Here is a 13,681-nt window from a genome sequence, read left to right as displayed (position 1 = left end):
CTCATGCAGGCCGGAAGGGGACCTTGAAACTGACGCGCAAGCCGTCGTCGCTGCTGTCGAAGTGCAAGGTACAGCCGCAACGTTGAGCGATCGCCTGAACGATAGCCAACCCCAGGCCGCAGCCGGTGCTGGCGCGGCTGCGCCAGAAGCGCTGGGTCAGGTGTTGCAGGTCGTCGGCACCGATGCCGGGGCCGAAGTCACGCACCGTGAAGCACACCCAACCCGGCTCGGTGGCCAGCGTCAGCCATACGGGCGCCTGGTCGGGGCTGTGCCGCAGGGCATTGTCGATCAGATTGCGCAGCGCCTGCACCGCCAGGGTCGAGGGCATGCCCAGTGCGATCGACGGCAGCCGTGGTGGCATGTGCAGCTCGACCCGCCAACGGTCTTCCGGGCGCGCGTCGCCGATGGCCAGTCGAGCCACGTGTTCGGCGCTGCACGGCGCGCCGTCGTCGAACGACAGACTGCCTTCGACTCGCGCCAACAAGAGCAACTGCTCCAGCGTGCGCTGCAGCCGGTCGGCGCCCTCCTCGGCGTGGGCCAGGGCCTGCTCATGGGCGAGCCCGGCGGTCATGCGAGCCACTTGCAGGTGGGTCTTGATCGCGGTCAGCGGGCTGCGTAGTTCATGGGCCGCGTCGCCGGTCAGTTGTCGTTCTCGCTCAAGGGTACGACCGATGCGCAGAAACAACTGGTTCTGGGTTTCCAGCAGCGGTTGCAGCTCGCGGGGCAGCGACTTCAAGGCCAGCGGTTCGAGAGCGTCGACATCGCGCTTGCGCAGCGCCTCGCACATCCGGTTCAGCGGCGCCAGCCCCTTGCCGATACCCAGCCAAAGCATCGCGATGCTGCCCAGCAGGGCCATCAGCACCGGCGCAGAGGCGGCCAGCAATACCGAACGGTTCAGGGCTTCGCGCTCCAGCTCGCGGTCCGCGGTGGTGATTCGCACATCGTCCCGAGCCAGGGTGAAACTGCGCCAGTGCTCGCCGTCGATTTCCTGATCGTGAAAGCCGGTGCGCTGGTCGTCCAGCACCTGATCGCTATTGCCGTGGCTGCGTGCAAGGATTTCGCCACGCAACGAGCTGACCTGGCAGGCAATGCCGTCGGGAATGCTCCATTGATCGGCACTGAAGCGCGTGCCCTCGCCTTGGGCAGGCAGTGGCTGGGGCAAACGATCGACCAGCCCTGCGACCATGCGCGCCGAGGCCACCAGGCGTTGGTCGAGGGAGAACATCATCTGGCTGCGCAGGTCGCGGAACATCCAGGTCGCGGCCAGTGCCCAGATCAGCACGAAGGCCGTGCCAAGGATCAGGCTCAAGCGCAGGCGCAGGCTCATGGCGCCTCCTGCGGTGCAGCCTGGGCCGGCCCCAGGCGATAGCCCAGGCCGCGGACGGTTTCGACGATGCCGTTGCCCAGCTTGCGCCGCAGATGGTGGATGTGCACGTTCAGCGCATTGCTTTCCACTTCGTCGCTGAACCCGTAGACGCTGTCCTTGAGCTGTTCGCCCGAGAGCACCCGGCCGCGGTTCTGCAGCAGGGCGTACAACAGCGCTTGCTCGCGGCGGGACAGGTCGACGGCCTGGCCCGCCAACCAGGTCTGGCGGGTGCTGGGGTCATGTTGCAAAGGGCCGTGTTCGATCATGTTCAGGGTCCGGCCGGCCACTCGGCGTTGCAGGGTGTGCAGGCGCGCACACAGTTCGCGCAGGTCGAAGGGCTTGAGCAGGTAATCATCGGCACCGGCCTGCAACCCGGCAACCCGATCGCTGACGCTGTCGCGAGCGGTCAGCACCAGTACCGGCAAGGCCTCGCCACGCTGGCGCAGCCGATCGAGCAGCTTGATGCCGTCTTCGTCGGGCAGGCCCAGGTCCAGCACCATCACATCGAAACTGGCGGCCCGCAGCATGGCCTGGGCGGCAGAGGCGGTGGCCACCCGATCGACGTTGAGCCCTTGGGCGTTGAGCCCGGCAACGATGCCGCTGGCGATCAGGTCATCGTCTTCGCAAAGCAATACGTGCATGAAAGCGCTCGAAAAATAAAGGCCCAGCATGGCAGGCCGTGATTAACACAACATTATGCCCCGCCCCCCTTCCCCGTGGGAGCGGTCATCGGCCGCGAAAAACACACCGCAGTCCGCCTGCCCGGATCGCGTTGACCCTCCGCGTTCACAGACCGTTCCTACGAATGGTGGCGCATTTCCAAGTAGATTAATGCCTGGCTTGGATTTGGTTAACCATTGGTTAACCTTGGCACGGTCATAATCGCTCGCACCACCTCAAAGGGAATTGTTTCCATGCTCAGCCTTTCCGTGGGGCCTTTCGCCCTTTCCCTGCAGCATCTGCTGATACTGCTGGCCTTGGGCCTGGCCAGTGTCGTGGGTTGGCGCCTGGCTCGCAGGGGGTTGGGCAGTAATCCCGAAGCGCTCGTCTTTCGCTTGTTCGTGCTGTGCCTGGTGGTGGCGCGCGGGGCTTTCGTGCTGCGCTACTGGGCGCAGTACCGTGAAGATCCGTGGCAGATCCCCGATATCCGCGACGGTGGCTTCCTGCTGTGGCCAGGGCTGGCGGTCAGCGGCCTGACGGCGTTGATCTACGCATGGCGGCGCCCAGCGGCACGCGTCACGCTGGGCTGGAGTCTGGTCAGCGGTCTGCTCTTCTGGGCCCTCGCCAGCGGGGGTAGCCAGTGGTATCTGCAAGAACGCCACGCACAATTGCCCGAGGTCACGCTGCACACCGCAAAGGGCGAGCCGGTGGCTTTGCGCAGCTACCAGGGCCAGCCGCTGGTGGTGAATCTGTGGGCGAGCTGGTGCCCACCCTGCAGACGAGAAATGCCGGTGCTGCTGGACATGCAGAAACGTCATCCGCAGGTGCGCTTTCTATTCGTCAACCATGGAGAGACCGCACAGATCGTTGCCAGCTTTGCCGAAACGACGGGGCTGGATCTAGGTCAAGTGGCATTCGACAGTCAAGGGGATTTAGGCCGCGCATTGGGTTCGGTCGCGCTGCCGACCACGCTGTTCTACAGCGCCGAAGGCAAGCTGCTGGGCAGTCATCTGGGCGAGTTGTCGAAGGCCAGCCTGGACCATGCACTGGAAGCCTTCGAGTAGGGCAATCCACCCCCGTAGCAGCGGCGCGAGCCGCGTCGGCGATGGATGCGGTTCGGCTGGCGGAACCCAGCGAACCTGAAGGCATCAGCGCTCCAGCAGAATCCGCAGCATGCGACGCAGCGGTTCGGCGGCGCCCCACAGCAGCTGGTCGCCGACGGTGAACGCGCCCAGGTACTGCGAGCCCATGTTCAGCTTGCGCAGGCGCCCGACCGGAACGTTCAGCGTGCCGGTGACCTGGGTCGGGGTCAGTTCCTGCATGCTCGCTTCGCGGCTGTTGGCTACCAGCTTGACCCACGGGTTGTGCTGGCTGATCAGGCCCTCGATGTCCGCCATCGGCACGTCCTTGTTCAGCTTGATGGTCAGCGCCTGGCTGTGGCAGCGCATGGCGCCAATGCGCACGCAGATGCCGTCCACCGGGATCGGGCTCTTGAAACGACCCAGGATCTTGTTGGTCTCGGCCTGAGCCTTCCACTCTTCACGGCTCTGCCCGTTCGGCAGTTCCTTGTCGATGTACGGAATCAGGCTGCCGGCCAGTGGCACACCGAAGTTCTCGGTTGGATAACCCTCGCCGCGCATGGCCTCGGCCACCTTGCGATCGATGTCCAGAATGGCACTGGCCGGGTTGGCCAGGTCATCGGCCACCGAGGCATGGGTGCTGCCCATCTGCTTGATCAGCTCGCGCATGTTCTGCGCGCCGGCGCCGGATGCCGCCTGGTAGGTCATGGCGCTCATCCACTCCACCAGACCGGCCTCGAACAGCCCGCCCAGGCCCATCAGCATCAGGCTCACGGTGCAGTTGCCGCCGATGTAGTTCTTGGTACCGGCATCGAGCTGCTGGTCGATCACGCGGCGGTTGACCGGGTCGAGCACAATCACCGCGTCATCCTGCATGCGCAGGCTGGAAGCAGCGTCAATCCAATAGCCCTGCCAGCCAGCTTCGCGCAGCTTGGGGAATACCTCGCTGGTGTAGTCGCCACCCTGGCAGGTCAGGATCACGTCGAGTGTCTTCAGCTCTTCGATGCTGTAGGCATCCTTGAGCGGGGCAATCTCCTTGCCCACCGCAGGCCCTTGGCCGCCCACATTGGAAGTGGTGAAAAACACCGGCTCGATAAGATCGAAATCCTGCTCTTCCAGCATCCGCTGCATGAGCACGGAACCGACCATGCCGCGCCAACCGATCAGACCTACACGTTTCATCGCAACTACACCTTCTTGAAAAGTGGGCCGCTGCTTTCGATTGAAAGTCGCAGCGGGCCCAAGAGATTACAGATTCCGCAGCGCGGCGACTACTGCATCGCCCATTTCCTGCGTACCGACCCGTGCGTTGCCTTCGGACCAGATATCGCCGGTGCGCAAGCCCTGATCCAAGACCAGGCTGACAGCCTGCTCGATGGCATCGGCGGCCGTGTGCTGATTGAAGCTGTAACGCAACATCATCGATACCGACAGGATGGTCGCCAGCGGGTTGGCGATGCCCTGGCCGGCGATGTCCGGCGCCGAACCATGGCAAGGCTCGTACATGCCCTTGTTGTCGGCGTCCAGGGATGCCGACGGGAGCATACCGATGGAGCCGGTGAGCATCGACGCTTCATCGGAAAGAATGTCGCCGAACATGTTGTCGGTGACCATCACGTCGAATTGTTTCGGCGCGCGTACCAGTTGCATGGCGGCGTTGTCGACGTACATGTGGCTCAGCTCGACGTCGGGATAATCCTTGCCGACCTCTTCGGCGATCTCGCGCCACAGCTGGCTGGACGCCAAGACGTTGGCTTTGTCCACCGAGCACAGCTTCTTGCCGCGCACCTGGGCCATGTCGAAGCCCACGCGCACGATGCGGCGGATTTCGCTCTCGCTGTAGGGCAGCGTGTCATACGCCTGGCGCTCGCCGCCTTCCAGTTCGCGGGTGCCACGGGGGGCGCCGAAGTAGATGCCACCGGTCAGCTCACGGACGATGAGGATGTCCAGCCCGGCAACGATTTCCGGCTTCAGGCTGGAAGCATCGGCCAGCTGCGGATAGAGGATGGCCGGACGCAGGTTGGCGAACAGGCCCAACTGCGAACGGATTTTCAGCAAGCCGCGCTCCGGTCGGATGTCGCGCTCGATCTTGTCCCATTTCGGTCCGCCCACCGCACCCAGCAGCACGGCATCGGCGGCGCGGGCGCGTTCCAGGGTCTCGTCGGCCAGCGGCACGCCGTGCTTGTCGATGGCAGCGCCGCCGATCACATCGTGGCTCAGCTCGAAGCCCAGCTGGAACTTGTCGTTGGCCAGCTCCAGCACCTTGACCGCTTCGGCCATGATTTCCGGACCGATGCCATCGCCTGGGAGAATCAGAATCTGCTTGCTCATGCTTTCCTCGTTAATTCCGTTGATACGGCGCGCCCGCGGGCAGGCCGTGAATGAATGCTCAACGCTGGGCCCACAACACCAGCACGTCGGTGCTGAACGAGCCATTGTCGTCGATCTGGTAATACTCGCGCACCTCGGCGCCCACGGCTTGCTGCAAGTTGCGGATGGCCGCGCGCATCACCTCGGGGGTGCGCATGCGCTCCACCCAAGACACGTATTCAAGGCGCAGGCGCTGGCGTGTATGCGCACGCACCTGCAGCCCGGCCGCATTAACCTGGCTCAGCCATTCGCTGGCACTGTAGTCGCGCACATGACTGGTGTCGCGCAGCACTTCGACGCTCTGCAGATAGGTATCGAGCAGCGGGCTGCCCGGTGACATCACGTCGATGAAGCACGCCACGCCACCGGGCTTGAGCACCCGGCGCACTTCGCGCAGGGCCAGGCCCAGGTCGCTCCAGTGGTGGGCCGAGTAGCGGCTGAACACGTAGTCGAACTCGCCATCGGCGAACGGCAGCTGTTCGGCCGGACCGAGTTGGGTGCTGACGTTGCCTAGCCCTCGCTCTCGGGCGGCGCTGGCGACGACGTCGAGCATCTGCTGCGACAAATCATAGGCCACCACCTGATTGACCAGTGGCGCACAGTGAAAGCTGACGTGCCCGGCGCCGCAACCCAGATCCAGCAGCCGAGCGTGGGACTGGCCGGCCAGTTCCGCCTGAAGCAGCGCAAATTCCGCGCCCTGGGCGTGAACGGCGCTGCTCAGGTAGGCCGATGCCTGTTCGCCGAACTGTCTCTGCACGACTTGGCTGTGCTGGGTCATGTGGCTGGGCTTCCTTGTGCCTGGGTTTGTGGTGGACTTGCCGGCCTCTTCGCGGGCAGAGGGCTCGCCGCCCGCCCCGCTCCCACAGGATTCCCTTTTTTGACAGATGGATGGAGACCCTGTGGGAGCGGGTTCTACCCGCGAAGAGGCCAAACCTGCCTAAATCAATCAATCAATCGCGAAACAACCAAGGCTGGCTCGCACGATGCTTGGCCTCGAACGCTGCAATGGCTTCCCCATCCTGCAAGGTCAAGCCAATATCGTCCAACCCGTTAAGTAGGCAATGCTTGCGAAACTCGTCGATCTCGAAGCCGTACACCTTGCCGCTCGGGCCGGTCACGGTCTGCGCCGCCAAATCTACGGTCAGCTGGTAACCCGGCGCCGCCTCGACTTGCTTGAACAGTTCATCCACTTCTTCATCACTGAGGATGATCGGCAGCAGGCCGTTCTTGAAGCTGTTGTTGAAGAAGATATCGGCATAGCTGGGGGCGATCACGGTGCGGAAACCGTACTCGTCCAGCGCCCACGGCGCGTGCTCGCGGCTGGAGCCGCAGCCGAAGTTTTCTCGCGCCAGCAATACGCTGGCGCCTTGATAACGCTCATGGTTGAGCACGAAATCCTTGTTCAGCGGGCGCTTGGAGTTGTCCTGATAAGGCTGGCCCACATCCAGGTAGCGCCACTCGTCGAACAGATTCGGGCCGAACCCGGTGCGCTTGATCGACTTCAAGAACTGCTTTGGAATGATCTGGTCGGTGTCGACGTTGGCACGATCCAACGGGGCAACCAGCCCGGTGTGTCGAGTAAAGGCTTTCATGCTGCGTTCCCCTGGATCAATTCACGAACATCGACGAAACGGCCGACAACGGCGGCAGCGGCGGCCATGGCCGGGCTGACCAGGTGGGTACGTCCACCGGCGCCCTGACGGCCTTCGAAGTTGCGGTTGGAGGTCGACGCGCAATGCTCGCCCGACTCCAGCCGGTCCGGGTTCATCGCCAGGCACATCGAGCAGCCCGGCTCACGCCATTCGAAGCCGGCTTCGAGGAAGATCTTGTCCAGGCCTTCGCTTTCGGCCTGCTCCTTGACAAGGCCCGAGCCCGGCACGACGATCGCCTGCTTGATGGTCGAAGCCACCTTGCGGCCCTTGGCAATGACGGCGGCGGCGCGCAAATCTTCGATGCGCGAATTGGTGCACGAGCCGATGAACACCCGGTCGAGCTGAATATCGGTGATCGCCTGGTTGGCGGTCAGACCCATGTACTTCAAGGCACGCTCGATGGAACCGCGCTTGACCAGATCCGCCTCACGGGCCGGATCCGGCACGTTCTGGTCCACGGCCAGGACCATTTCCGGCGAAGTGCCCCAGCTGACCTGCGGCTTGATCTGCGCAGCATCCAGGCGCACCACGGTGTCGAAATGGGCGTCGGCGTCGGACACCAACCCCTTCCAGGATTGCGCTGCCTTGTCCCAATCGGCGCCGCTGGGCGCGAACGGGCGACCCTTGACGTAGGCGATGGTCTTTTCATCGGCGGCCACCAGGCCCACACGAGCACCGGCCTCGATGGACATGTTGCAGATGGTCATGCGGCCTTCCACCGACAGATCGCGGATGGCGCTGCCGGCGAACTCGATGGCGTGGCCATTGCCACCAGCGGTGCCGATCTTGCCGATCACGGCCAACACGATGTCCTTGGCGGTGACGCCGAACGGCAAGGTGCCTTCGACCAGCACCTGCATGTTCTTCATCTTCTTGGCCACCAGGCACTGGGTGGCGAGCACGTGCTCGACCTCCGATGTACCGATGCCGTGGGCCAAGGCACCGAAGGCACCATGGGTGGAAGTGTGCGAATCGCCGCAGACCACGGTCATGCCGGGCAAGGTCGCGCCCTGCTCCGGACCGATGACGTGGACGATGCCCTGGCGCACGTCGTTCATCTTGAATTCGGTGATGCCGTACTCGTCGCAGTTGTCGTCCAGGGTCTGCACCTGCAAACGCGACACTTGGTCGGCGATGGCCGCAATGCCGCCCTTGCGTTCCGGGGTGGTCGGCACGTTGTGGTCGGGTGTGGCGATGTTGGCGTCGATGCGCCATGGTTTGCGGCCGGCCAGTCGCAAGCCCTCGAACGCCTGGGGCGAAGTCACTTCGTGGATGATGTGACGGTCGATGTAGATCAGCGCCGAGCCATCGTCGCGCTGCTTGACCAAATGCGAATCCCAGAGCTTGTCGTAGAGCGTTTTGCCGGCCATCGGACGTTTCCTCATCAGTCTTTCTATCTTTTCTATGCCAATAACCGCTTGGCTTGTAGGGATGATGCTATGAGGTTATCTTCAATAACTCAAATTCATAATTTTCATACTTTGGATAACCAAAAGGAATCCACCCATGGACCTGGCCAGTCTCAATGCTTTTATAGCGATTGCCGAGGTGGGCAGTTTTTCCAGGGCCGGAGATCGCTTGCACCTGACCCAGCCGGCGATCAGCAAACGCATCGCCGGATTGGAGCAGCAATTGGGTATTCGCCTGTTCGACCGCCTGGGCCGCGAAGTCAATCTGACCGAAGCCGGCCGGGCCCTACTGCCGCGCGCCTACCAGATCCTCGACGTGCTGGAAGACACCCGTCGCGCCCTGACCAATCTCAGCGGTGACGTGACCGGTCGGCTGACCCTGGCGACCAGTCACCACATCGGCCTGCACCGACTGCCCTCGCTATTGCGCACCTACACGCGGATGTACCCCAAGGTCGCCCTGGACATCCAGTTTCTCGATTCGGAAGTGGCCTACGAGGAAATTCTCCACGGCCGTGCGGAGCTGGCCGTGATTACCCTGGCACCCGAGCCCCATCACTTGGTGCGCTCGGTGCCGGTGTGGCATGACCCGCTGGATTTCGTCGCTGCCCCCGAACACCCGCTGGCCCTGCAGGAGGCGGTGAAGCTGAGCGACATTGCTGAACATCCGGCGGTGTTTCCGGGCGGCAACACCTTCACCCATCACATCGTCAGCCGCCTGTTCGAAGCTCAAGGCCTGAGCCCGAACATCGCCATGAGCACCAACTACCTGGAAACCATCAAGATGATGGTGTCGATCGGGCTGGCGTGGAGCGTGCTGCCGCGCACCATGCTCGACGAGCAAGTGGCGCGCTTCGAACTGCCCGGCGTTCAGTTGAGCCGCCAGCTGGGCTATATCCTCCACACCGAGCGGACCTTGTCCAACGCCGCGCGCGCCTTCATGGCCTTGCTCGATGGCCAAGCCAGCACCTTGGCCGACAATGAGTCAGATCTGGGGGCCAAGCAGTAGACGGCCGCTGCTGACCAGCATGGCATAACCGCCGATCTTGACCCGCTCGCCTTCCCTTCGGCAGAACAACTCGCCACCGCGCGGCGAGCACTGGTAGGCAGTGAGGCTGGTCTTGACCAGGCGTTTGGACCAGTACGGAATGAGGCTGCAATGGGTGGAACCGGTCACCGCGTCTTCATCGATGCCCATGGCCGGGGCGAAGTAGCGCGAGACGAAATCGTGATGATCACCCCGTGCGGTGATGATCACCCCAGGCCAGGGCAGGCGCGCCAAGGCCGTCATGTTCGGCTGGCATTCACGCACCGCCTGCTCCGATTCCAGCAGTACGAACAGTGAAGCCGCCGCCATCACGTCGACCGCCTCGCAGCCCAAGGCGCGCTCAACTTCCAGGGTCAGGCCCAACTGCTCTTCGGGCATCATTGCCGGGAAGTCCAGCCACAAGCGATCGCCTTCACGGCTGACGATCAGAGTGCCGGCACGGCTGGCGAACGACAGGCTCGAAGCGGTTTCGCCATAGACCTCGAACAGCACGTAGGCACTGGCCAGGGTGGCATGACCGCACAAGGGCATCTCGGTGAGCGGTGTAAACCAGCGAATATGCCACCCTTGGGCCTCGCGGACCATGAACGCGGTCCCGGCCAGGTTATGTTCGGCGGCGATCTTCTGCATCAGCTCATCGGCCAGCCAGCTGTCGAGGCGGTAGACAATGGCCGGGTTGCCCGCAAAGGGATGTTGGGTAAACGCATCGACCTGATGGAAATCCAGCTGCATGGCAATCCTCGCTGTTGCGTAAAGGGGGCGGCGGCCAGGCCGTAGGGCTGTCGGCGTTCGACTCGTGAAGTCGCTGATTACTTTTCTGCGTGTATCAGTCCTGCGTGCATCGGTCCTGCGTGCATCAGACGCGGCCGATATCGGCGAAGTGCCCCCCGGTATGCTCGGCCAGCAACTGCGGCGCCAGCTCCACTTCCAGCCCTCGCCGGCCGGCGCTGACGAACACATGGGGCAGCGCCGCTGCAGTTTGATCGATGAAAGTGCGCAAGCGCTTCTTCTGTCCCAGCGGGCTGATGCCGCCCAGCAGATAGCCAGTAGCACGCTGCGCGGCCTGTGGATCGGCCATCTCGCATTTCTTGACCCCTGCGGCCTGGGCCAGCGCCTTGAGATCCAGCGTGCCGGTCACGGGCACCACTGCCACCAGCAGTTCGCTTTTTTCAGTGGCCGCCAGCAGGGTCTTGAACACCTGAGCCGGGGCCAGGCCGAGCTTTTCGACCGCTTCCAATCCGTAGGACGCGGCCTTGGGATCGTGTTCATAGGCATGCACCCGATGGTCGGCGCGATGCTTCTTCAAGAGGTCCAGGGCGGGTGTCATGCAGGGACTCCAGACAAATAAAACCGATGCCCGGCATTAGGACACAGGCAGGCAAGCCACGCCAACCGTGGCTTTGCCGCAAATGGACGATTCGGTTCTCGATCATTGAACGAACTCGTTCACTTTCGACCTTTGACAGCGGCGTTTCTTGTCTATATTTTTTCGTTTGTGAAGATAGGCACGATAGTACAATGTGCTGAACGGCTGTAACCCGACGCGCGATGGGGATCGCACGGCGGTAGATTCCAGGCGCTGAAAACAGCGTCAGACAAAAAAAACAATTGGGGTAACACACGATGACCGCACAGCAACAACCGACCCTGTCGGGCCAGTGCACTGCCGAGTTTCTCGGTACCGCGCTGCTTATCTTCTTCGGTACCGGCTGCGTCGCGGCGCTCAAGGTCGCAGGGGCCAGCCTCGGCCTCTGGGAAATCAGCATCATCTGGGGCGTCGGCGTGAGCATGGCGATCTACCTGACGGCTGGTGTGTCCGGGGCGCATCTGAACCCGGCGGTGAGCATTGCCCTGTGCCTGTTCGGCGGCTTCGAAAAACGCAAGCTGCCCTTCTACATTCTGGCCCAGGTAGCCGGCGCGTTCTGCTCGGCGGCGCTGGTCTACACCCTCTATAGCAGCCTGTTCTTCGATTACGAACAAACCCACGGCATCGTCCGCGGCACGCAAGCGAGCCTTGAAACCGCCAGTATCTTCTCCACCTACCCGCACGCCGCGCTGTCGGTCGGTCAGGCGTTCCTCGTCGAGATGGTCATCACCGCCATCCTGATGGCCGTGATCATGGCCCTGGGCGACGAGCACAACGGCCTTCCGCGCGGCGCCATGGCGCCCCTGCTGGTCGGCCTGCTGATCGCCGTGATCGGCAGTGCCATGGGCCCGCTGACCGGCTTCGCCATGAACCCTGCCAGGGATTTTGGCCCCAAGCTGATGACCTTTATCGCCGGGTGGGGTGAAATAGCCTTCACCGGTGGCCGCACGATTCCCTATTTCATCGTTCCCATCGTGGCGCCGATCGTAGGTGCCTGCCTGGGCGCCGGCGCCTACCGGGTACTGATCGCGCGCCATTTGCCCAACTCGGTCAACGAGTCGGCCAAAGCAGCCGCATCCAAGGTGCAGGCTTCCTGAGCCTGTACACACCACGTTCCGCATTTATTTCAAACTTGCGCAAGGCCATCGACATGACCGATACCGACAACAAGAACTACATCATCGCCCTGGACCAAGGTACTACCAGCTCCCGGGCCATCATTTTCGACCGCGACGCCAACGTCGTCGGCACGTCGCAGCGCGAGTTCGCCCAGCACTACCCGCAGGCGGGCTGGGTCGAGCACGACCCGATGGAAATCTTCGCCACCCAGAGCGCGACCATGGTCGAGGCCCTGGCCCAGGCCGGTTTGAGCCACGCCCAGGTTGCAGCCATCGGCATCACCAACCAGCGTGAAACCACCGTGGTCTGGGACAAGAACAGCGGTCGCCCGATCTACAACGCCGTGGTCTGGCAGTGCCGACGCAGCACCGAGATCTGCCAGCAGCTCAAGCGCGATGGCATGGAAGACTACATCAAGCAGACCACCGGCCTGGTCGTCGATCCGTATTTCTCGGGCACCAAGCTCAAGTGGATCCTGGACAACGTCGAAGGCAGCCGCGAGCGCGCCCGCAACGGCGAATTGCTGTTCGGTACCATCGATAGCTGGCTGATCTGGAAATTCACCGGCGGCAAGGTCCACGTCACCGACTACACCAACGCCTCGCGCACCATGCTCTTCAACATCCACACCCTGGAGTGGGACGAGAAGATGCTGCAGACCCTGGACATCCCGCGCGAGATGCTGCCAGAGGTCAAGTCGTCGTCGGAAGTCTACGGCCATACCAAGAGCGGCATCGCCATCGCCGGGATCGCCGGCGACCAGCAGGCCGCCCTGTTCGGCCAGATGTGCGTAGAGCCCGGCCAGGCCAAGAACACCTACGGCACCGGTTGCTTCCTGCTGATGAACACCGGCAAGAAGGCCGTGACTTCCCAGCACGGGATGCTCACCACCATCGGCTGCGGCCCTCGTGGCGAAGTGGCCTACGCCCTGGAAGGCGCCGTGTTCAACGGCGGCTCGACCGTGCAGTGGCTGCGCGACGAACTGAAGATCGTCAACGACGCCTACGACACCGAATACTTCGCCAGCAAGGTCAAGAACACCAACGGTGTCTACCTGGTGCCCGCCTTCACCGGCCTGGGCGCACCCTACTGGGACCCCTATGCCCGTGGCGCGTTGTTCGGCCTGACCCGTGGCGTGCGTGTCGACCACATCATTCGCGCCGCGCTGGAGTCGATCGCCTACCAGACCCGCGACGTGCTCGACGCCATGCAACAGGACTCCGGCGAACGCCTGAGCGCCCTGCGCGTGGACGGCGGCGCGGTGGCCAACAATTTCCTCATGCAGTTCCAGGCCGACATCCTCGGCACGCCGGTGGAGCGTCCGCAGATGCGCGAAACCACGGCACTGGGCGCCGCCTACCTGGCGGGCCTGGCGTGTGGCTTCTGGGGCAGCCTGGACGAGCTGCGCGGCAAAGCCGTGATCGAACGCACCTTCGAGCCGCTGCTCGACGAAACCGGCAAGGAGAAACTCTACGCCGGCTGGAAAAAGGCCGTCGAGCGTACCCGCGACTGGGAACCGCACGAAGAGCAGTGATCGAGCAGGCACCGACCGGGCAATCCGGCCGGTGCCTTGCGGATTGATGCAATGCCGGCCCCTGCAATCAAGTCTGGC

The 13,681-nt window shown here is 63.2% G+C and carries 13 protein-coding genes; 4 read left to right on the top strand and 9 right to left on the bottom strand.

The annotated features are described in order from the left end of the window. Window position 1: 1 nt before the first annotated feature. On the bottom strand, window positions 2-1,327 hold the full coding sequence (locus LT40_RS05605; protein ID WP_043187440.1) for an ATP-binding protein: 1,326 nt from the start codon (window positions 1,325-1,327) through the stop codon (window positions 2-4). Then, window positions 1,324-2,007, bottom strand: a complete 684-nt coding sequence (locus LT40_RS05600) for a response regulator (RefSeq protein ID WP_043193331.1) — start codon at window positions 2,005-2,007, stop codon at window positions 1,324-1,326. Before LT40_RS05600 ends, LT40_RS05605 begins: the two co-directional genes overlap by 4 nt. A gap of 273 nt (window positions 2,008-2,280) precedes the next feature. Between LT40_RS05600 and LT40_RS05595 the strand changes: the two genes are divergently transcribed. Then, entirely contained in the window at window positions 2,281-3,090 is an 810-nt protein-coding gene (locus tag LT40_RS05595) for a TlpA disulfide reductase family protein (RefSeq protein WP_043187435.1), read from the top strand. An 84-nt stretch (window positions 3,091-3,174) separates the two neighbouring features. Here the strand turns inward: LT40_RS05595 and asd are convergent, their stop codons facing one another. The 5 genes from asd to leuC all read right to left on the bottom strand — a co-directional run bounded on the left by asd (window position 3,175) and on the right by leuC (window position 8,497). Further along, a complete protein-coding gene (gene asd, locus LT40_RS05590; protein ID WP_043187433.1) occupies window positions 3,175-4,287 on the bottom strand; it encodes an aspartate-semialdehyde dehydrogenase in 1,113 nt (370 codons plus the stop codon). A 66-nt stretch (window positions 4,288-4,353) separates the two neighbouring features. Next, on the bottom strand, window positions 4,354-5,436 hold the full coding sequence (gene leuB, locus LT40_RS05585) for a 3-isopropylmalate dehydrogenase (protein ID WP_043187431.1): 1,083 nt from the start codon (window positions 5,434-5,436) through the stop codon (window positions 4,354-4,356). A gap of 58 nt (window positions 5,437-5,494) precedes the next feature. Next, window positions 5,495-6,253, bottom strand: a complete 759-nt coding sequence (locus tag LT40_RS05580) for a class I SAM-dependent methyltransferase (RefSeq protein ID WP_043187429.1) — start codon at window positions 6,251-6,253, stop codon at window positions 5,495-5,497. Window positions 6,254-6,425: 172 nt separating this feature from the next. Further along, complete coding sequence (gene leuD / locus LT40_RS05575; RefSeq protein WP_043187427.1) at window positions 6,426-7,067, bottom strand: 3-isopropylmalate dehydratase small subunit; 642 nt, start codon at window positions 7,065-7,067, stop codon at window positions 6,426-6,428. Then, a complete protein-coding gene (gene leuC / locus LT40_RS05570; RefSeq protein ID WP_043187422.1) occupies window positions 7,064-8,497 on the bottom strand; it encodes a 3-isopropylmalate dehydratase large subunit in 1,434 nt (477 codons plus the stop codon). Before leuC ends, leuD begins: the two co-directional genes overlap by 4 nt. A 136-nt stretch (window positions 8,498-8,633) precedes the next feature. On the opposite strand from leuC, the gene LT40_RS05565 reads away from it, so the two are divergent. Next, window positions 8,634-9,545: a LysR family transcriptional regulator gene (locus LT40_RS05565; RefSeq protein ID WP_043187416.1), complete on the top strand. Its 912-nt coding sequence runs from the start codon at window positions 8,634-8,636 to the stop codon at window positions 9,543-9,545. Here LT40_RS05565 and LT40_RS05560 read toward each other — a convergent pair. Next, window positions 9,522-10,316, bottom strand: a complete 795-nt coding sequence (locus LT40_RS05560; protein ID WP_043187412.1) for a PhzF family phenazine biosynthesis protein — start codon at window positions 10,314-10,316, stop codon at window positions 9,522-9,524. The genes LT40_RS05565 and LT40_RS05560 overlap by 24 nt on opposite strands. Before the next feature lie 124 nt (window positions 10,317-10,440). Then, window positions 10,441-10,911, bottom strand: coding sequence for a Cys-tRNA(Pro) deacylase (ybaK, locus tag LT40_RS05555; RefSeq protein WP_043187409.1), 471 nt, complete (start codon window positions 10,909-10,911; stop codon window positions 10,441-10,443). Between the two features lie 296 nt (window positions 10,912-11,207). Here ybaK and LT40_RS05550 point away from each other — a divergent pair, with 296 nt between their 5' ends. Further along, entirely contained in the window at window positions 11,208-12,047 is an 840-nt protein-coding gene (locus LT40_RS05550; protein WP_043187407.1) for an MIP/aquaporin family protein, read from the top strand. 53 nt (window positions 12,048-12,100) lie between these two features. Beyond that, complete coding sequence (glpK, locus tag LT40_RS05545; RefSeq protein ID WP_043193328.1) at window positions 12,101-13,603, top strand: glycerol kinase GlpK; 1,503 nt, start codon at window positions 12,101-12,103, stop codon at window positions 13,601-13,603. The last annotated feature ends 78 nt before the right edge of the window (window positions 13,604-13,681 follow it).

It is taken from the genome of Pseudomonas rhizosphaerae (genome assembly GCF_000761155.1).
Taxonomy (GTDB): domain Bacteria; phylum Pseudomonadota; class Gammaproteobacteria; order Pseudomonadales; family Pseudomonadaceae; genus Aquipseudomonas; species Aquipseudomonas rhizosphaerae.
The sequence above is the reverse complement of the archived record's forward strand: the minus strand, read 5'-3'. Positions and strand labels throughout refer to the sequence as shown.

What these genes read in the sequence shown, in the direction of transcription:
- LT40_RS05595 (WP_043187435.1), top strand. Translation starts at nt 2,281, where the DNA reads ATGCTCAGCCTTTCCGTGGGGCCTTTCGCCCTTTCCCTGCAGCATCTG.
- asd (WP_043187433.1), bottom strand. Translation starts at nt 4,287, where the DNA reads ATGAAACGTGTAGGTCTGATCGGTTGGCGCGGCATGGTCGGTTCCGTG.
- leuB (WP_043187431.1), bottom strand. Translation starts at nt 5,436, where the DNA reads ATGAGCAAGCAGATTCTGATTCTCCCAGGCGATGGCATCGGTCCGGAA.
- LT40_RS05565 (WP_043187416.1), top strand. Translation starts at nt 8,634, where the DNA reads ATGGACCTGGCCAGTCTCAATGCTTTTATAGCGATTGCCGAGGTGGGC.
- ybaK (WP_043187409.1), bottom strand. Translation starts at nt 10,911, where the DNA reads ATGACACCCGCCCTGGACCTCTTGAAGAAGCATCGCGCCGACCATCGG.
- leuC (WP_043187422.1), bottom strand. Translation starts at nt 8,497, where the DNA reads ATGGCCGGCAAAACGCTCTACGACAAGCTCTGGGATTCGCATTTGGTC.
- LT40_RS05600 (WP_043193331.1), bottom strand. Translation starts at nt 2,007, where the DNA reads ATGCACGTATTGCTTTGCGAAGACGATGACCTGATCGCCAGCGGCATC.
- LT40_RS05580 (WP_043187429.1), bottom strand. Translation starts at nt 6,253, where the DNA reads ATGACCCAGCACAGCCAAGTCGTGCAGAGACAGTTCGGCGAACAGGCA.
- glpK (WP_043193328.1), top strand. Translation starts at nt 12,101, where the DNA reads ATGACCGATACCGACAACAAGAACTACATCATCGCCCTGGACCAAGGT.
- LT40_RS05560 (WP_043187412.1), bottom strand. Translation starts at nt 10,316, where the DNA reads ATGCAGCTGGATTTCCATCAGGTCGATGCGTTTACCCAACATCCCTTT.
- leuD (WP_043187427.1), bottom strand. Translation starts at nt 7,067, where the DNA reads ATGAAAGCCTTTACTCGACACACCGGGCTGGTTGCCCCGTTGGATCGT.
- LT40_RS05550 (WP_043187407.1), top strand. Translation starts at nt 11,208, where the DNA reads ATGACCGCACAGCAACAACCGACCCTGTCGGGCCAGTGCACTGCCGAG.
- LT40_RS05605 (WP_043187440.1), bottom strand. Translation starts at nt 1,327, where the DNA reads ATGAGCCTGCGCCTGCGCTTGAGCCTGATCCTTGGCACGGCCTTCGTG.